General features: G+C 51.6%; 19 protein-coding genes. 9 read left to right on the top strand and 10 right to left on the bottom strand.

The features are described from left to right. The 9 genes from NTV65_11045 to NTV65_11005 all read right to left on the bottom strand — a co-directional run. Positions 1-222: hypothetical protein (locus NTV65_11045; GenBank protein MCX6115732.1), on the bottom strand; the 222-nt coding region annotated here is incomplete at its 3' end. 111 nt (positions 223-333) lie between these two features. Next, the gene (locus tag NTV65_11040) at positions 334-840 is read right to left on the bottom strand and encodes an MgtC/SapB family protein (GenBank protein MCX6115731.1); all 507 of its coding nucleotides are present in this window, start codon (positions 838-840) and stop codon (positions 334-336) included. A 65-nt stretch (positions 841-905) separates the two neighbouring features. Continuing rightward, the gene (locus tag NTV65_11035) at positions 906-1,457 is read right to left on the bottom strand and encodes a hypothetical protein (protein ID MCX6115730.1); all 552 of its coding nucleotides are present in this window, start codon (positions 1,455-1,457) and stop codon (positions 906-908) included. Positions 1,458-1,570: 113 nt separating this feature from the next. Beyond that, a complete protein-coding gene (locus tag NTV65_11030; protein ID MCX6115729.1) occupies positions 1,571-2,140 on the bottom strand; it encodes an RNA methyltransferase in 570 nt (189 codons plus the stop codon). Continuing rightward, complete coding sequence (gene trmD / locus NTV65_11025; protein MCX6115728.1) at positions 2,133-2,879, bottom strand: tRNA (guanosine(37)-N1)-methyltransferase TrmD; 747 nt, start codon at positions 2,877-2,879, stop codon at positions 2,133-2,135. The genes NTV65_11030 and trmD overlap by 8 nt, the downstream gene beginning before the upstream one ends. A gap of 45 nt (positions 2,880-2,924) precedes the next feature. Then, positions 2,925-3,254, bottom strand: a complete 330-nt coding sequence (rpsP, locus tag NTV65_11020) for a 30S ribosomal protein S16 (protein ID MCX6115727.1) — start codon at positions 3,252-3,254, stop codon at positions 2,925-2,927. 210 nt (positions 3,255-3,464) lie between these two features. Beyond that, positions 3,465-4,838 (bottom strand): signal recognition particle protein, encoded by a 1,374-nt coding sequence (gene ffh / locus NTV65_11015; protein ID MCX6115726.1) that lies wholly within the window; start codon positions 4,836-4,838, stop codon positions 3,465-3,467. 42 nt (positions 4,839-4,880) lie between these two features. Next, complete coding sequence (locus NTV65_11010) at positions 4,881-5,753, bottom strand: M48 family metallopeptidase (protein MCX6115725.1); 873 nt, start codon at positions 5,751-5,753, stop codon at positions 4,881-4,883. Between the two features lie 15 nt (positions 5,754-5,768). Further along, entirely contained in the window at positions 5,769-6,284 is a 516-nt protein-coding gene (locus NTV65_11005) for a hypothetical protein (GenBank protein ID MCX6115724.1), read from the bottom strand. Between the two features lie 293 nt (positions 6,285-6,577). Between NTV65_11005 and NTV65_11000 the strand changes: the two genes are divergently transcribed. The 7 genes from NTV65_11000 to NTV65_10970 are packed head-to-tail and all read left to right on the top strand — an operon-like array spanning position 6,578 to position 14,646. Continuing rightward, positions 6,578-7,162, top strand: a complete 585-nt coding sequence (locus tag NTV65_11000) for a phosphoribosyltransferase family protein (GenBank protein MCX6115723.1) — start codon at positions 6,578-6,580, stop codon at positions 7,160-7,162. Positions 7,163-7,177: 15 nt separating this feature from the next. Further along, positions 7,178-8,506 carry an ABC transporter ATP-binding protein gene (locus NTV65_10995; protein ID MCX6115722.1) on the top strand — a complete coding sequence of 443 codons (1,329 nt, stop codon included), beginning with the start codon at positions 7,178-7,180 and terminating at the stop codon, positions 8,504-8,506. Further along, on the top strand, positions 8,491-9,276 hold the full coding sequence (locus tag NTV65_10990) for an ABC transporter permease (GenBank protein MCX6115721.1): 786 nt from the start codon (positions 8,491-8,493) through the stop codon (positions 9,274-9,276). The genes NTV65_10995 and NTV65_10990 overlap by 16 nt, the downstream gene beginning before the upstream one ends. After that, on the top strand, positions 9,273-10,370 hold the full coding sequence (locus tag NTV65_10985; GenBank protein MCX6115720.1) for a glycosyltransferase: 1,098 nt from the start codon (positions 9,273-9,275) through the stop codon (positions 10,368-10,370). The genes NTV65_10990 and NTV65_10985 overlap by 4 nt, the downstream gene beginning before the upstream one ends. Beyond that, entirely contained in the window at positions 10,367-11,644 is a 1,278-nt protein-coding gene (locus NTV65_10980) for a glycosyltransferase family 1 protein (GenBank protein MCX6115719.1), read from the top strand. The genes NTV65_10985 and NTV65_10980 overlap by 4 nt, the downstream gene beginning before the upstream one ends. After that, entirely contained in the window at positions 11,634-13,670 is a 2,037-nt protein-coding gene (locus NTV65_10975; GenBank protein ID MCX6115718.1) for a hypothetical protein, read from the top strand. The genes NTV65_10980 and NTV65_10975 overlap by 11 nt, the downstream gene beginning before the upstream one ends. 31 nt (positions 13,671-13,701) lie before the next feature. Next, positions 13,702-14,646, top strand: coding sequence for a lysylphosphatidylglycerol synthase transmembrane domain-containing protein (locus tag NTV65_10970; GenBank protein ID MCX6115717.1), 945 nt, complete (start codon positions 13,702-13,704; stop codon positions 14,644-14,646). On the opposite strand, the gene NTV65_10965 is transcribed toward NTV65_10970, so the two are convergent. Beyond that, the gene (locus tag NTV65_10965; protein MCX6115716.1) at positions 14,633-15,013 is read right to left on the bottom strand and encodes a hypothetical protein; all 381 of its coding nucleotides are present in this window, start codon (positions 15,011-15,013) and stop codon (positions 14,633-14,635) included. The genes NTV65_10970 and NTV65_10965 overlap by 14 nt on opposite strands. A gap of 349 nt (positions 15,014-15,362) precedes the next feature. Here NTV65_10965 and NTV65_10960 point away from each other — a divergent pair, with 349 nt between their 5' ends. After that, on the top strand, positions 15,363-16,061 hold the full coding sequence (locus tag NTV65_10960; protein MCX6115715.1) for a hypothetical protein: 699 nt from the start codon (positions 15,363-15,365) through the stop codon (positions 16,059-16,061). A gap of 9 nt (positions 16,062-16,070) precedes the next feature. Beyond that, the gene (locus NTV65_10955) at positions 16,071-18,131 is read left to right on the top strand and encodes a hypothetical protein (GenBank protein ID MCX6115714.1); all 2,061 of its coding nucleotides are present in this window, start codon (positions 16,071-16,073) and stop codon (positions 18,129-18,131) included. Positions 18,132-18,228 lie beyond the last annotated feature (97 nt).

Below are 18,228 nucleotides of genomic sequence, written 5' to 3'. Positions count from 1 at the left end.
GGAGGAGGCGAATAACACTAATAACCTATTCAGTAATTCAACCGACTTTTGATAGACTTCGAGCTTTTCATGACAAAACATATCTTCTATTAATCGGTTCTTTTCGAAATAAGTTTCCGCTATCGGAGCGGGAGCGGGAGCAGGTGACGGGAAGCGGTTCACGTTCCAGCGCAGGGATTCAGCATCCATTATCTTACATTCTTCGACCGGCTTTTCTTCCAACTGCCGCGCATAGTTATGCCCTCATCCAGTAGCTTCCCACCCACACTTATTGGTGAGGAACCGTTTTTCCTAACAAGAAGGGGTAGGACGTAGAGGTAACTTGAGTGCTGATTAGGCATCCTTCGGCGCAGGAGATGAGTTCTCGTTATCGTTACCGCTATAGTTACCGTTACTGCTGCGGTGTTTGCGTAGATATTTGTGAATAATTCGCAGAGATAGGGTTATTACGATCGCAATCATCGTTGCTGATGCTCCGAGGTCTTCGCGGTGAAACCCGACCGCCATTCCGACGCTGGCTGTTACCCACATAAGAGCTGCGGTGGTAAAGCCTGAAACTCCCTGCTTGGATCTAAAGATCGTGCCAGCACCGATAAAACCGATACCTGGTACGATCTGAGCGGCGATACGTCCCGGATCTCCTGAGTGAAAGGCCTGAACGCTATCCACGGATAGGATAGTAAAGATGCAGCTTCCCATGCAGATTAGAGCAAAGGTGCGGATGCTGGGATCTTTGCCCGCGATCTCGCGTTCAATCCCTATTAGCCCACCCAGGAGTGCGGCGATTAAAAGCTGTGCATTAAATCCAGTGTCAAAAACTGAGAGAAGATATGAGCCCATGTTTAAGAGTGTAGCACTCTGAAAGGGATCCGGTAAGATCCCATAATTTGCAACTATTCACTGGGTCAGGTACCTAACACTGCACCAATAGAGATCTTAAGGAAGTTCTCGAAGTCCTTTGCGTTCCTGTCCCCAGCTGCGACATTTGGGCGATTGCTAGCGATTAAAGCTAGTATCTTTTCAGTATGTAAGCTTCGCAGCTCCCTCTGTACCTCCAATCTGATAGAGGGACATCTATGCCAAACATGATTGACGATCAACTTTAACTCCTCTGCTGAGTGGGTTGGTAGATTGATCAGAGCTATAACGGAGGACGACCGGATAGAATCTTTATCAGCAGAGTAGGGCTCTAAAAGCATGAGTTTAGCCGCATTTCTAACGGCATCGTCTCCACACACCCTTAGGTAGCAAAGTGTGATGAGAGCGATACTTCTAACGGTACTCTTTGCGGCCAGAATCCTATGGAGCGCCGATGCTAACTGCTCTGTGGGCACATTTGCATCCAGAAGGGAGCGTAGGTTATCTTGAGCCTTTATGGCGTCGGGTGTCTCAATTATATTAGCAACCCGCTCCTCAAAGGTTCCCTGCACTGGTGGGATTCGCTCTATTTTTTGCATAGATTTTCGCAGCTACATATTACTGACAGATTAGCGTGGCCTATCCTGCCTGAGCGTGCGGAGTAATTCAAATATTGTTTTTAATTCGTGTAAATCGCTTGAACCGGCACTACCTACACGCCCTGTAAGCGGTCAAGGATAATGGCGCATGCTGCTCGAACGGAGAGGTGGTTATAGTTACTGGGGCCGTTGATAGGCTTTAGGACATAATCAGCCCGTTCCATCAGCTCCGTGCCCATACCCCAACCCGTGCCGAAGATCAGAAGATAGGAGCCTCCCTCAGTAGAGAATATCTCTTGCATCGCCGGGTATGAGATGCGGTCATCTCCGTCCCGTGCTGAGGTTGCGATGATTTTAGGGAGTTTACCGCTACGTTGCTCAATCTTCATGATCGCTTCATCGAGGTCGGTAACTATATCTAGAATACCGAGCGCATCCTGACGGTTTGGATTGTAAGTAGAACCGAAATCACCGTCCCAATGTTTCTTAATGGTACGTACGAGCGCTCTAATTGTCTGTGAAGGATGAGCAACGAAGAGCGCCTCGGCGCCATAGGTGCGAGAGCTGCGCGAGATATCGTGTACATCGATTAGGGTAACTGAGGTCGTAACTAAACGACCGGTCTTGTCGACCATCCCGTCGTGCAGTAACGCAACGTTCAGGCTGAAATTTTTGTTACTCACGCGGTTTCTCTTTGCTGGCTTTAAGTGTCGCTGTTTTTAGTTTGGCCTCAGAAAAACGCCACTTTGCGATTGAAGCGTGATTACCAGAGAGTAGGGTATCTGGCACCCGTAGTCCACGAAACTCCTCGGGGCGGGTATATTGCGGCGCCTCTACTAAGGTTCCATCGCCGCTTCCATCTCCAAGTGCTGGCGAGAAGGACTCCTGGTGCGTAGACTCGCTGTTGTGAATAACATCGGGGCGTAACCTAAGACAGGCCTCGATCACGAGCATTGCAGGAACTTCGCCGCCCATAACAACGAAATCGCCAATAGAGACCTCCTGATCGACAACGAGATCAATCACCCGTTGATCAACTCCCTCATAGCGGCCGCATACAAAGATAATCGAGTCGGTCTGTGAAAGTTCAGCAGCCTTGGCTTGGGTCAGGCGTTGACCAGCCGGCGAGAGTAGAATAACAGGCGCGTTTGGTAGGCGTGACTTAGCAGCCTCGATCGCCTTTACCAATGGCTCGGGCAGCATCACCATTCCAGCACCACCACCGTAAGGAGAGTCATCCACCTTGTAGTGCGGTGCCGCAGCGAAATCCCGAATATCTGTAACGGTAGCCGTTAAAAGCCCACGCGTAACGGCTTTTCCTACCAGGCTAGTTTTAAGAAAGCTCTGGAAGATATCGGGAAATATTGTTAGGAGTTCAACGTTCCACACAAAGCATATACCAAAAAAAAGCGGCCGTTTCATTGAAGAAACCGACCGCTAATAGATCTCTAAATTCAGATCGCCTGCTTACTTAGCGCGAGCAGCAGCTCGTAGCTTTCTATTCTTGCGAGCTGCCAGAGTCTTCTTAGTCTTGTGAGCCTCAATGGCCTCAACCACACCAGGGATCGTTTTTCTAATAAGAGAACGAACCACCTCTGTTGGCTTGGCACCAAGGCCGAGCCACTTCTTAATGAGGTCCTCTTTAAGAGAGACCCGAGCTGGATCACCAAGGGGATTATAAGTACCCACAACTTCAAGAAACTTACCGTCTCTCTTATTCTGTCTCTCGGTTGCTACAACGCGATATGCGGGTGATTTATGCTTACCGAGTCGCGCTAGACGAAGTACAACTGCCACAGTAACTCCTTTAAAAGGCTACCAGAAAAATGGAGCCGAACAAAAAATAGAAGCGTACTGTATACCAGAAGGGCTGCTTTGGTAAAGGGTTTGAGGGTTAGCGATAGTTATCAACGTTATCTCCCTAAAAACTCTCACCAGTTTCGTAGTACGTAGGGTTACTACAAGGTCGATAAGACTTAGTAGTAGTGAGTAAAATCAATCTATTAGCTAGCGGCGGCGACCAAACATAGCCCCCAGGCCGCCCAGGCCCTGTCCGCCCATCAGCCCAGCCATAGCGCCTGGTCCCATCTTCATAAGCTGCTTCATCATCTTTCGCATCTCTACGAACTGCTTAAGAAGCTTATTTACATCCTCAACGGTTGTACCGGAGCCCTTGGCGATACGACGCCTACGGCTGCCGTCGATAATATCGTGCTGGCGCCGCTCCTGATGGGTCATCGAGAGGATAATAGCCTCCAGGCGTGTAAACTCGCGCTCCTGCTTCTCTGGGTCGATCTGCTTGGCTATCTTGTTAAGTCCAGGGATCATAGAGGCAATTGAGGAGATGCTTCCCATCTTCTTAATCATCCGCATCTGATTAAGAAAATCTTCAAAGGTGAACTGATCCTTTTTGAACTTCTTCTCTAAATCGAGCGAGTCTTCAAGGGTGACCTGCTGAGTCGCCTTTTCAATCAGGGTGAGAACATCCCCCATTCCGAGGATGCGAGATGCCATGCGCTCGGGGTGAAAGGGCTCTAGCGCGTCGGACTTTTCACCGGTACCGATAAATTTGATAGGCTTTCCCGTTACAGCGTGCATAGATAAGGCAGCACCACCACGCGCATCACCATCAAGCTTCGTTAGGATTAAGCCCGAGAGCGAAAGGGTTTGGTCGAAGCCCTGTGCCACGTTGACCGATTCCTGTCCGGTCATAGCATCTGCAACGAGCAGGGTCTCGCTCGGATTCATTACGGCCGAGATCTGCCGTAACTCATCCATAAGTGCTGTATCAATCTGCAGCCTTCCAGCAGTGTCTATGATAATAACGTCACAGAGGTTCTTAGCAGCGTAATCACGGGCACGGATAGCGATATCAACCGGCTTATCGCTCACCGTTGAATTAAAAACAGGGATAGAGAGCGCAGCACCAAGGGTCTTAAGTTGTTCAATTGCCGCAGGGCGGTATACATCCGCAGGAACTAAGAGTGGAGAGCGCTTATAGGACTCCTTTAGGAGGCGTGCTAGCTTTGCCGCCGTTGTAGTTTTACCTGATCCCTGTAGTCCAACCAGCATGATAACGACAGGGGGACTGGAGCGCAGATCAAGCTCCGCTGCGGCGCCGCCCATCGTAGCGGTCAACTCCTCGTGTACTAACTTTATAATCTGTTGGTCGGGCGAAAGGCTTCTGAGGATGTCGGAGCCTATGGCCTTTTCAGTGATACGGGCGCAGAGATCCTTGGCTACTTTGAAGTTAACGTCGCCCTCAAGTAGGGCGCTACGAATCTCCTTCATGGTGGCTTCAACGTCGCTAGCGGAGAGTGAGCTGCGGCCCCGAATTTTTTTCAGAGCGCTTTCGATCTTGTTGTGTAGGAAATCAAACATATACTGCTAATTTTCGTTTATTAAAGCTCTTAAAGCAAGGCTCTAGCGCCCCTCTTCGATTGCAAAAGAATCAGGGATCTGAACCTGTGCTGGAGCATATGAACGGTGACCGTAAGTCTGAGCGCTTTGATAGCGCAACATAGCTGCGGGTAGGAGCTTTTCGAGCTCCTCAAGCCGAGCCTCCGTTGCTGGATGTGAGGAGAAAAACTGTAGGGAGCCTCCGCTAGAGCTATGCTCCTGCTCAAGGCGTGACCAGAGTGCTAACGCCTCGTACGGATCAAATCCGGCGTCCGCCATAAGAAAAAGCCCAATCTGATCAGCCTCAAGTTCCTGACGGTGCGATTCCGGATTAACCACGAAAGCCTTGAGCATCTCAGTTACCAGCCCCCCAGCTATTCTGCCCAATCCAGCGTACCCGGGCTGACTTGCAACAGCGCTACCAACAACATCACCACCCACTGTTGAGACGATAGAGCTCGCCTCTTCATAGGGGGTTGGGCGGGTATGTCCGGCCAGTACGTGGCCGAGCTCGTGCGCTAATACCGCTGCAAGCTCGCCATCGGTATAGGCGGTATTGAGCATGCCGGTCCAAACGAAGACGAAATTTCCCCTAGTAGCAGCGGCATTTACAACATTATCGCCCTTGAGGACGTATACGTTCCAGGGGCTCTGTCCAGCGTTAGCCGCGCTAGCTAGTCGCTCCACTAGGTCACGCACGCGCCAAACGTTGCGGTCATCACGATCGATCGGATAGCTCTTATTAAGAACGGAGAGCACCTGCAGTCCATAAGCCTCATCCTCGGCTGTTACGTATTCGCCGTAAGGGATCTCGCCTGGTTTAATAGCGGAGCGGCCGGGACCGCAGGCACTTAAAAGCAGCAGGAAAAGGAACGAAACGGAGAACCATACACGCATAACGACCGGTATAGTTTATAGCCCCGGAATATATTTAAGGTAGGCGAGAGCCCCACGGGGGCGCCGCTTGCAGGTGACCCTGGTCTTATCGCCCTGCGGTAGAAAGCTAACGCACTCCCAGCCCTCAAGTCCTAACTTAGCTAGCTCCTCCTGGAACTGCTCGGCGCTTAACGCTATTGAAAGCTCCTTAACCCGATACTCCCACCTAAAGAGCTTCTCTACCTCATCTTTTGTCAGGTTTTGTAGATCCTCGGAGTGCGGCCCTACAGCCTCCCGTACCTGTTCTGTAGCCCGCTCAAGGTTCTCATGTATAGTTTTAATGACCGAGCCGAACGAGTTCTCATCGGGAACGTCGCCATCTGAAAGGTCGGGTACGTCGCCATCTGAAAGGTTAGTGTCCTGTTCGGAATCCAGCGGTGTTGGGTCTACCATCTGAGTTGGGTCTAATGGAGGAGTATCGGAATCCTTGCAAGCACTTAGGGGAAGTGTTGCGACAAGTGCCAAGGCAATGGCGCAAGCCGTTGTCGTCATTGCATCTTTTAGGCGAAATCCAGTAGTAACTGGTCACCGTAGTTTAATGTCGCGATTCAAGCTATTGAGATTACGGCGAAGTTTCATAGGTAATTCGATTGGTCGTCCCCTGATCGGGGACGGCAGATTTTGTGACCAGTTAATGTTTTCACCCCCACCGCATTGCAGCGCCAGCAGCTTGCGCTGCTGGACGGGCTCCGCAAATCGGCCCCTGAGGGGCTATTGAGTGTCATTACCGTATGAGAATATTTCTGGAACATGGTGACTAGTTACTTATACTATAGGATTATTCGGTGATTAGCTTTAACGATAGCGGGTCTGCTCGTCAGATTCCAGCTAACTTTGCAATTCAGTATTCGGCCAATGAGATAGCCATACGAATAAAGGCACTTGGAGCCGAGATCGGCAGTTGGTGTCAACGGGTGTGGGGTGAATCCCACACGGATGTTCTCGTTATCCCGGTTCTCAGGGGTGGGGTGTTCTTTTTCGCCGATCTAGTGCGGGAGTTCCCTACATCAATCGAGATCGCCCCCGTTCGAACCGAGGGGTATGAGGCGGAAACCTCCGGTGTTCAAAAAGCCTCGGTAGCGGTGTACGCCGATGGGTTGGCTGTTAAGGGACGGGTAGTGCTTGTCGTTGACGATGTGTGCGACTCCGGAAGGACCCTTGAGGCGCTGGAGAGAGATTTAATGGAGCGTGGCGCGCGTGATGTGCGAACCGTTGTGTTAATCCGACGGCTACTAGACCGCCCCTCCTTTGTGCCCTGCTGGATCGGATTTGAATACAAGGGGCCGGAGTGGTTCGTAGGCTACGGTATGGACGATGGGCAACGGTGGAGAAATCTTCCAGCGGTTCATATCATTAAGCGGGGCTGCTAGAGCATGGGGAACGCTGTGACTCATAACCAGGAAGATACTCAAGCAAGCGCTGCGAGCAGCGTTGATTACGTTGTTGATATCGTAAATCTTTCAAAGAGTTTTCAGCGCAGAACCCGATCCGGAGCGAGTTATACAACCCTCAAGAGCGTGCTGCTCTCGATCTTTCGGCGTCGTAATAAAATTAGCGTAGAGTCTGGAACTATAACACATGCGATTAAGGATCTGACGCTACGCATTCCAAAGGGTGCTTCGGTTGGTCTGATTGGTCGAAACGGCTCAGGTAAATCAACCTTCCTTAAGTTAGTAACTGGGATCTATAAGCCTGATACCGGCTCAGTTTCGGTGCTAGGCCGGATTGCGGCCTTGATTGAGCTTGGGGCCGGATTTCACCCCGATTTTACCGGGCGAGAGAATTTGCTACTTGCTGGGGTGATGCATGGACTCTCCCGCCAAGATATTGAGAGCAGATTTGACGATATCGTAAAGTTTGCAGAGCTTGAGCATGTTATTGACGATCCGGTTCGCACCTATTCATCCGGAATGTTTATGCGACTGGGATTTAGTATCGCCATTCACACCGATCCCGATGTGTTGCTGGTGGATGAGGTTCTGGCGGTAGGCGATGCCGGATTTATCGCCAAGTGTAAGGATCGGATTGCAGAACTACGCAAAGAGGGAAAGACCCTTATCCTTGTAACGCACGACCTTGATGCTGTGGAGCGTTGGTGTGATGAGGCGATCTGGTTAGATGCAGGAGAGGTTAAGGAGCGCGGGTACCCAAGGCGCGTGATAGATTCTTACCGTCACTTTATCGAGAAGGGCGAGGAGCAGGGGCTACTTGAGGTTGAGCGTAAGCCAAAGGCAAGCTCTGGCGATGACACAGGGGCAGCTCTAGAGAGTGCGCGTTGGGGGAGTCGAGAGGTTGAGATTACGCAGATTCAGCTCCTTGATGCTCAGGGGGAGGAGAAACGGGTCTTTCATCCCGATGATTCTATCTCTATACGGGCCTCATACCGCATGAACTCCGAGCAGAGTGACGTTGTGTTTGGTATCGGAATTAACCGTGGTGATGGACTGCCGATCTTCGGCACCAATACGGATATAGACCGTATTAAAATTCCGACCCTTAAGAGTACTGGTGAGATAGAGTGTACTTTGCAGAGAACTAGCTTGCTTGATGGGGCTTTTTCGCTCGATCTTGCAGTTCACCGTAGCGACGGCTACCCATTTGATTATCATAAGGGCGCTATTCATTTCTCAGTGCGCTCGGATAGACGCGAGGTCGGTGTGATCTCACCCGTGAGAGAGTGGCGGATTAACAGCGAGGTATGCCCATGTTCTTAGTAGGGGCGGAGTTATGGCGCTTTAGAGCGTTAATTCAGGCCTTGGTACAGAGGCATATCGCTACCCGTTATCGTGGATCGTTACTGGGGTTCTTGTGGTCGTTTCTAAATCCGCTCTGCCTGATGGGGGTCTATACCCTGGTGTTTAGCTACTACATGCGTTTTGACGGCGGTAAGCACTATCACCTGCTGGTCTTTGCAGGACTGCTCCCCTGGATCTGGACAAGTAGCGCCCTAAGCGAGGGCACCTCAGCACTCGTTAGTAGTGGGCACCTGATCACGAAGTCGATGTTTCCTGCTCATATCTTACCCTTTGTCAGCGTGACCTCAGCGATGATTCACTTCGTGTTGGCGCTACCGATGTTGATAATATTTATGTTAGCGGCCGGCATGGCTATTCCCGCCACATGGTTCCTTGTGCCGGTGTTTATTCTGCTTCAATTCATTATCCTAAACGGGGCTGTTTTGGCGCTAAGCGCGCTGAATGTTTTCTATCGAGATGTGCAGCACTTGGTTGGTAATATGCTAACCTTTCTGTTTTTTCTCTGCCCCGTAGTGTACCCGGCCTCCGCTGTGCCAGCGCGCTTCAGGTTCTTACTTGATGCCAATCCCTTTGCGGTGCTTACGGAGTGCTACCAGAAGATCCTAATTGATGGAGTGGTTCCAGGTGGGCTCGCTTTTGTCTCTTTAATCTTGGTAGCTGCGCTTTCTATGGGTATAGGTCTCTGTGTGCATAGCTACTTTAGAGAGAGGTTTGCAGAGGCATTATGAATAGCCGTCAACCAGTTCATCAGCTTGTGCATACACTTAGTTACGGTGATGCCATTTCGACCGAGGTCTTGGCGATGCAGCGCGCCTTACGGGGGCTCGGACATGCAAGTGAGATCTATGCTATCGGAGAGCATCCACAGATGCGTGGTCGATCAAGACCGTACAAAGAGGTGCTCGATCAGCAAGGCGCGGATCTGATCCTGCATTATTCCTTAGGCTCTCCACTTAACGAACTCTATGCTGCTTGGAGCAGAGGGCGCAGGATCCTAGTCTATCACAATATTACACCGGCCAGTTGGTATAACGGAATTAATCGGCGGGTTGCTCTTGATATCGAGCGGGGGCTTTTGGAGCTTCCAGAGATCTGCGCAAGCTCGGATGTTATCTGGGCGGACTCCCCATTTAATGCAGCAGAGCTTGGAACCTTGGGCTTTGCGGCTGAGGTGCTTGAGCTGCCGATTGATCCCCAGCGCTGGGATCTTCCACGCAACGAGGGGGTGTTTAATATAGTGCGGGGCATGCAGGAGCTACATCTACTGCATGTTGGTCGACTAGCTCCCAATAAATGTATCGAAGATATTATTAAGTCATTTTACTTTCTTTATACCCATATTACAAAGAAAAGCCGTCTCTGGTTGGTTGGAATCGACACAGACACCGAGCTGTACTCATTCTCTCTGCGTGATCTGACACAACGGCTGGGGATTGAACATGCTGTTGAATTTAGGGGCTGCATGGCTGACGAGGAGGTGCGTGCCATGTACGAGGCCTGTAGCGTCTATGTTTGCATGAGTGAACATGAGGGCTTCTGTCTTCCAATTATCGAAGCGATGCACTTCGGCCTGCCGGTTATCGGATACGGGGCTGGAGCGGTTCCTGATACTATTGGGGCTGGTGGGGTTATCGTGCGTGAAAAGCGGTACGCCGAGATGGCGCAACTTATGTATGAACTGGCTAAGCCAGGAGAACTCCGTTCGAAAGTTATTGAAGCTGGGCGGCTGCGGGTGCAGGATTTTAGCTACGAGCGCTTTACGGCGCGCCTTGCCGAGCTCTTACACACACTCAAAGATAGCGCGAGGGCGTGCGCAGTATGATCTCGGTTGGTTTTGATATCAGCGCACTTGATCCCGCCTTTAAGTCCCACTCACAACGTGGAATAGGGCGCTATGTAGCGGAGCTTACAAGGTCCCTTAAGGCGGCGACCGAACCGGACCTCTTGGTTGAGTGGTTTGATCACAAAACGTTACTGCATCAGGGAGTGTGCGCGCAGGCGATTAATTGTCTGCCGGTCGGAAGAACGACCGTACGCCAACAGCTACTTTATCCCTTAAAGCTGAACGCGGGCAGCATGAAGGGCTTGTCGTTCGTGCACTTTCCAGCCCATATGGACGCGCCGGCCTGGAGTCCTAAGCCGTTTGTCCTAACGGTACTGGATCTTATTCCACTTATTTTAGAGGATCTTTATCGAGCAAATCGACCAGGGTGGAGGTTTTCCTTTGCGCGTTGGCTTGAGATTCGCTCGATTCAACAGGCAGCATTTCTGCTCGGCATCTCCGAGACAACAGCCAACGATATTCACCGACTACTAGGAGTTCCACGCGAGAGGATTATGGTAACGCCGCTCGGCGTTGACCAAAGCTTCTTTGAGATCTATCAGCAGCGGGTAAGTTACTCAGGGGATCGCTTAGAGGAGGACTCCCTTGATCTCCGTGTGCGACTTGGAATTCCTACCGGACGTCCAATTATCCTGTACGTTGGTGGTCACGATGAGCGTAAAAACATTCGCATCTTAGTTGAGATCGTCTCGCAGGTGATTCACGAAGTTGAGAGAGTTGGTGGTGAGGCTCCGGTGCTCGTTATGGCCGGTAGAGTAAACTCGGCCAAAGAGGAGGAGCGTTTAAATCTGGCGCTGTGGGATTTCTCGATGGCGTCGGATACGGTCAATCTCGGCTATGTTTCTGATTCCGATCTGCATGCTCTCTACGGGGAGAGCGCTCTTTTTCTCTTTCCAAGTCTGTATGAGGGCTTCGGGTTGCCGGTGCTTGAGGCCATGGCGGCTGGGTTGCCCGTTGTATGTTCAAACACCTCCTCTATGCCCGAGGTGCTTGGAGATACAGGCCTTACATTTAATCCGCACGACGTTAGGGCGGGGTGCAAGGCGGTGCTTCAGATCCTGCGCGACGGGGATGCTGCAAGGAAGTTATCTGAGGCTGCCTATCAACGCGCTAGGGAGTTCACCTGGGAGCGCACTGGGCGTGTAACGATTGAGGGCTATCGTGCCGCTGCTGAGTTGATTGGGGTGAGTGGCTCTAAATTGTCCGCAACTGAGATTCGCCCCATTATTACAGGGAGCGATCGTGCGGCATAGCGCTAAGGCGTTACCTCGAAGCACCCTGCGGGAGCTCCTCCTGATAGTGTTTCTAATGATCGTTGCTACCGCAGTACGGCTCGACTTTATGCGGGGCGTGCAGTGGAGCATCGATGCGGATGAGGCCATCGTTGGTTTAATGGGAAAGCATATCCTTGAGGGGCGCGGGATTCCGACCTTCTACTACGGGCAGCACTATATGGGCTCGCTTGAGGCGATCTTAGCCAGTGGTTCCTTTGCGCTTTTCGGTATTAGTAATTTTTCGCTACAGCTCGTCCCATTACTGTCTGCAGTTGCGCTTGTCCCCATTATGCATCGGCTTGGATCGGTGCTGGGAGGCTTGCAGGCCGGTCGTGTAGCGGCGCTGCTAATGGCTCTTCCACCTGCGGGGCTTATTATATGGAGCAGCAAGGCGCGTGGGGGTTTTATTGAGATCCTGCTGCTTGGAGCCCTGGCGCTACTTCTCACAACGCGCTGGCTACAGGGCTCCGTTACACGGCGCAGCTATCCGGTGCTACTCGGTATAATCCTAGGGCTTGGCTGGTGGGTTAATAATCAGATCGTATATTTTATTATTCCGGTAGCGATCTTTAGCGCGCTTTGTCTTGCACGTGAGCTGCTTACGGGTGCGCTTTCAGTTGCGAGTACGGCCCGTATCGTTGCCTATGGAACAGCCGCCTTTCTGATCGGGAGTGCGCCCTTTTGGCTATATAATTTTACGCATGATTTCCGATCGTTCGGTATGTTCGGTTTGGCAGATGGGGATGAGATTGCTAAGCACAGTGCGGGGCTCTTCGCGGTAGCTCTTCCGATCTTATTCGGCGCGGTGCGCTTCTGGAGCGTTGAAGGGATCTTTCCAGGGGCTGTTACCGGCGCTTATCTAATCTATGGGGTGGTTTTTTTTGTAGTTATCATCGCACGCTGGCGGCAGATCCTTAGCCTCTTTGTGGGGCAGGTTGACCGCAGTGCGCCGGTAGAGCTAACGCTGCTCGTTATTCCGGTAAGCTGTATAATTTTTACGATAAGCTCGTATGGATGGCTCGTACAGGCGCCAAGATATCTGCTGCCGATCTATGTAAGTCTATTTGCCATAAGTGGGGTGGCTGTTGCTTATAGCGCGCGCTGGTCTAGGGGGCTTGCGGCGCTACTGCTGGCAGGACTCATCTTTCTGAACGTAACCTCCGCTTATTCAGGTGGTCGCGCCGTTGGTGGGGAGCCTATTGTATTTGCAGGCGAGCGAGTTGCCTGCGATCATACGCAGCTTATCACTACCCTTGATAAGTTAGGGATTAACTTTGTTCGAACGAACTACTGGATCGGATACCGCCTTGCCTTTGAGACCAAGGAGCGTATTACCTTTTCGATGTTTCAGGAGCCATATCAAGTTCGTATTCCAGAATATGAGAGTAATTTAAAGCCCGAGCAGCGAGAGATCGTTCCACTAGTGCTAGTGCCAGCACAGGCAAAGCTGGTACGGCAGGCTTTTAGGGTAGGGCAGGTATCCTTCTCTGAAATTGAGGCGAGCGGTTACGTTATTATCTATAACCTCAAACTCTCTAGCACTCCTGAACAGGGTACTGAGCCCTCCGTTATAATCTCAAGCGATCATATTGCAAGCGTTAAGGCCTCTGGCCCGCAACGTGCTGAGCAGGCGATTGACGGAGACTTTGCTACTCGTTGGGGAAGCGGCGCGCCGCAACGCCCCGGAATGTTCTATCAGCTTACCCTTACAACACCCCTTGTCGTGCAAGGGATAGGGTATGATATCGGAATGTGGCCATACGATGGCCCACGCGGGCTTAAGATCGAGCTACTACTTCCTGATGGAACTAGGGAGAGCGTTCTGCCGCCTGAGGATTACGCAGCGCTCAGTTACTTATATCAGATTAATAGGGCATTTAAATTTCGGTTTCCTGCTAGGGTTATCTCTGGTGTTATTTTAACCCAGACTGGACAGGACGCTCGGATGGACTGGTCGATCGGAGAGCTGCAGCTCTTTGCTTCGCCTAGTACCGCACAACAGTAACGCCTGCTAGGGAAGATTAAGGAGCCCCACAATGAAGACCCTCATACTCAAGGCGCTACGTTATCTCGTAGGGCTTGCTGTGCTCGTAGCCCTAGTATACCTAGCAGATATTAGGAGTGTGGTTACCTCCCTGGCTTATATCTCTCTGTTCGATCTATTTATTCTTTTAGTACTTTCATTTTTTCTTGTTTTAGTTAGCGTTATAAAGTGGCGCATATTCCTTGCGCGGTTGGGGATCGTAGCAACTGTAACGCGTCTCTATCGACTTTACCTGGTAGGGTACTTTGTTAATCTTATTATGCCCTCCTACCTGGGGGGGGATGTGGTGCGTAGTCTCTATATCGGGGCTAATGTTGACAAGGTGCATGCGGTCTCGGCCACCATGCTTGAGCGTTATACTGGATTTATTGCGATGATAAGTATGGCGCTGATAGCGCTCTTATTTGCGCCTAATATTCCAAAGGAGCTGACCATCGTTGTTATCTGCACAGCGCTTTCGCTGGTAGTTGTAAGTGTGGCGCTCTTTCGTGGATATACTGCAAAGCTCGCCCGTTGGATAAACATTCCAGAGCGCTTCGTGCAGATCCTTAAAAAGGTTGAGCAAAGCTTGAGATGGGGAATGATTGACCGCAAGCTTTTGCTACGGGCCTTTCTGCTCTCGGTAACGTTTCATCTCCTTACGATCCTCAACACTGCGGCGGTTGGGCATGCCGTAGGGTGGGTAGATATTCCTTGGGGAGATCTATTTGTCGTTGTGCCCCTTATCCTAATAGTTGGGGCGCTACCGATCTCGCCGCAGGGGCTAGGGATACAGGAGGGGGCCTTTCTCTTCTTCTTGCACGCCGTTGGTGCCTCGTCAGGTGAGGCACTAGCAGTTGGGCTAGTTCTGCGCGCCAAGTCTTATCTGCTGGCTGGCCTTGGGGGCTTCTTATGGATGGGGCTAAAGAAGGGGGCGGCGCCTGCTACTTGTCGTTAGCCTTGGCAGATGTTCCGACTGCTGAGAGCGGCGGTAGATCGCAGAGCGCTCTAGCGACTGAATCCTTCCTCGTTGCCTGGTGTGCACGCCAGTAGAGCTTCTCGTTGATGGTTCCGGAGCAGCTTTTGCAGGTAAAGCTCTCCCAGTTAAGAGCGGCGGCGAGATCTAGACAGCTATCGTAGTTGGCGCACCCGTAGCGGCGTTCCGGGGGCTCCATGGTTTCAACAGCGGCGTCCTCGTCATCAACAGAAGCGAGATCCACAGCGCTGTTTGTTCCAAACTGTAGGGGTAGCGGTGAGAGCAGGGATTCCTCAGATGAAGTGACCTCAAAAGGTCCCTGGATTTCCTGCCCGATAGCTTTGGTCATAAATACTTGGAACGCCTGGTTTTAGCCCACCCCGTTACTTCCCTCTACCAAGGTGACACAACTCAACTACTTGATCAAATGGGTAACTATTCACCCCATTTTTCTGTAACTGGTCACCGTAGTTTAATGTAGCGATTCAAGCTACTCAGATTACGGCGAAGTTTCATAGGTAATTCGATTGGTCATCCCCTGATCGGGGACGGCAGATTTTGTGACCAGTTAATGTTTCCACCCCAGTTTGCTCCGCAAACTCGCCCCTTTATAGGGGCTAACGCACACCGGTCTGTCTGACCCTTTGAATAGATACCCTTACTTACGTTTCCTATAGGTAGACTAGCGGGAGCGCTTTATGTACCCTTATCAGGTTGCCATGAATACTGAATCTCAAACACCAGTAGCTCTCCCGCACTTAAGGGTTGAGGTTATCTCGGATATCGGGCAAGGGCGTGTTTTTCTTATTATTGTAGACGATCTCAACTATATAGCGCTGGCGCATGAGATCGCGCTGCAACTTAGTCAGAGGGCGCGTGTGGTTACCCTCTTAAGTGCTGCGGTAACGGCTACTTCATGGGAGCCCCTATCGGAAATCCTCTCGGAGCTGGTAGCAAAGCTCGCTATACGACAGGCCAGCCTAGTCGGGTTGGGGGCGGGGGCCACGTTGGCGCAGAATCTTGTCTTAGTAAATCCCAAGTTGGTTCGTACCCTGGTCGTTATTGATTCAAGCTCGCGGCCACACCCTAGTCGTTGGGAGCGCTTAGTGGATCGGATCGAAGGGAAACTTCCGTTCGGACTTCCACTGCGTCTTGGGCTGCAGGGTTTTAACGTAAAATCGTATCTCCACCGTTTAAGGTGTCCGTTATTGGTAATCGGGACACAGCGCGCCAGCTCATTCATTCTTAGTGAGCTACAGAGCCTAGCTAGTCTTGCCCCGACGGCGTGGCAGGTGACGGTGTCGGATAAAGATTCGCAAACTGAAGCGGCCGCTCTGACTGAAACGATCCTCGCCTTCCAGGATACCCCTGCCAAGTGCCCACAGAAGAACATTTAAGGAATATTTATGACGAAGCCATCCCCAATGCCACCCCCAATGATCGAATCACAGGATAAGCCGTGTACCCTTACACGAGATATGCTTCCTGAGCTTCTAAAAACTATCGCTCAAGAGCAACACGCGACGACAGCCACCTGGAACGCAGTAGATGCGCTTGAGCTGTTGATAGAGGCTGGGCAATTTAGAGCGGCTAGATCACTTGCAATTAGTGTTTGTAAGATAGTTGAGACAACCCCGCGTCATCGCCTCTTTAAGGGCTATGCGGCGCTGTGCGAGTTGATGGAGGAGGGTACGATTACACACAACGTAGGAACGATAGAGGCCCTCTACGTAGAGATTCACCACGCAGGACACTCGGATGCCGATAAGGTTCGTGCGGCGATGTTGCTTGCGCGGGCGCTCTTTGTTGGAGTAGCGCTCGGGGTGCTGCATGATTCAGAATTAATACGAGCTAGGACGACCCTCCTAGCTGAACTTGATCGTTGTAGTGCGAATAGTTCGGAGCTGCAAGCGCAGGTTGGACTCGAGCTCGCGAAGACCTATATGTATGCGCCACAACCGGAGCTGCTTCCAGCGCAATTAATCCTTGAGAAGATCGAGCGCGAGCTGAGCTATCAGCAGAGGGGCTCCGAGTTGGCCTTTGAAATTTTGCGGGCCCGTTACCATGTAGAACGGGCCGGAACCGATAGATCGATAACAACCGTATCGCCCGAAATGCTACGTGCCCAGGCTGTACCTCTGGGGGCGGTTGCGCGCGGGGTGGCCGAACTCTCAATTGCTCGAATGCTAAAGACTAATTCATACGAGGCGCAGTTAATTGAGGGCGCGTGTCTACTGTTCGAAGAAAACGAATACCTCTCTGGGATGCTTGAGGGGTTCTTATTGCTGGCGCAGGCTGCGGCTGCGCAGCGCTATAATTCACGAGCAATGACCTATTTTACCAAAGCGCTCACTCAGGCAGAGCGGGGTGGGCTGCTGCAAGGGGCCTTACTTGCAAAGCTTGGAGCACTTCAGAGCGCGCTCACCCTAGGGGAGCTTAAAAAGGCGCAGGAGTTTGGAGTTGCGCTTGAAGACGCGTTGCGCTCAGAGATGGCTGTGGGCCTAATCGGTACCAGTGTGGTGTCCGCTGCGCAAATAATGGGAGATAGCGCTGCTGCAACCAGGAGTGCAAAACGGTGTGAGGCTTTCTTTAGAACCCGCGGACTCAAGATGGCACAGGCACAGGCCGGATATATGCTGGGTTCCTGCTACGCCGCTATAGGCGATTGGAACAAAGCGCAAAAGATCTGTGCTACCTCGGTCGCTATTGAAGACGAGCGACGGGCCTATATCTCAGCGAGTGAAAAGCGAGCGGCGCTGGTTCAGGCACTCGCCATGGCGGAGTTCACCGAGCGTGGATATATCTCTAAGAAGAAGTTGCAGCAGGTACATAGGATCTTATATGAGGCTGAGCTAGCTCTTGAGCCGTTCGGAAATGCCCCACAGGCGCTAAAAACGAAGGCCAAGCTGTTCTCAACCCTGGCGCAGCTGTGCGTTATAGCTAAGGACCCTGTAGAGGCGGTTCGCCATCTGAACAGTGCACGAAAGTTATATGAGGAGCTCGATTCTAAACTCGACGTTGCTTTAACGAATGCCGTCACCGGGCTGGCGTTGCTTGAGGTCGGAAAAACTCGGAGTGGAGAGATCTTTGAAGAAGCGCACCGCACGCTACAAATAGCGCATGAGTTTTTTGATAAACCCCAATACAATCCGATCCGTTGGAAGTTAAAATACTACCTCTCAATCTCGGCCTACCTCAGCTCACAGGCCAAGGGGCACGGAGCTTCGGGGCATTCCTGGCGTGCGGCTGCGGCAGACTGGTTGCGTGGGGCTGTGAATGATGTTGGCGAACTAAATATGGTTCAGGGCTCAAGCCAGGACTCAGCCGAGTTCTCTCCTGGCTTAAAGCCAGAGGTGTTAGAGCCCCTTAAGAGGGCGCTTGGGGTTAAGGTTAAATCTCGTTCACGAGGGTCAAATCAGGGTGATTTTGCATTTGGAAGCCCTGAGGATGGCGGGTATCTGCACTAAATCGTTACAATGCTGTTATGGCGGTGGGCTCTCGACAGCGGACCTTTGAGAGGTTAGATTATCTACGGTAGTTATAGACTGTAATTCTAGATTGTGG

The organism is Pseudomonadota bacterium (genome assembly GCA_026390555.1).
Classification (GTDB): domain Bacteria; phylum Bdellovibrionota_C; class UBA2361; order UBA2361; family OMII01; genus OMII01.
The sequence above is the reverse complement of the archived record's forward strand: the minus strand, read 5'-3'. Positions and strand labels throughout refer to the sequence as shown.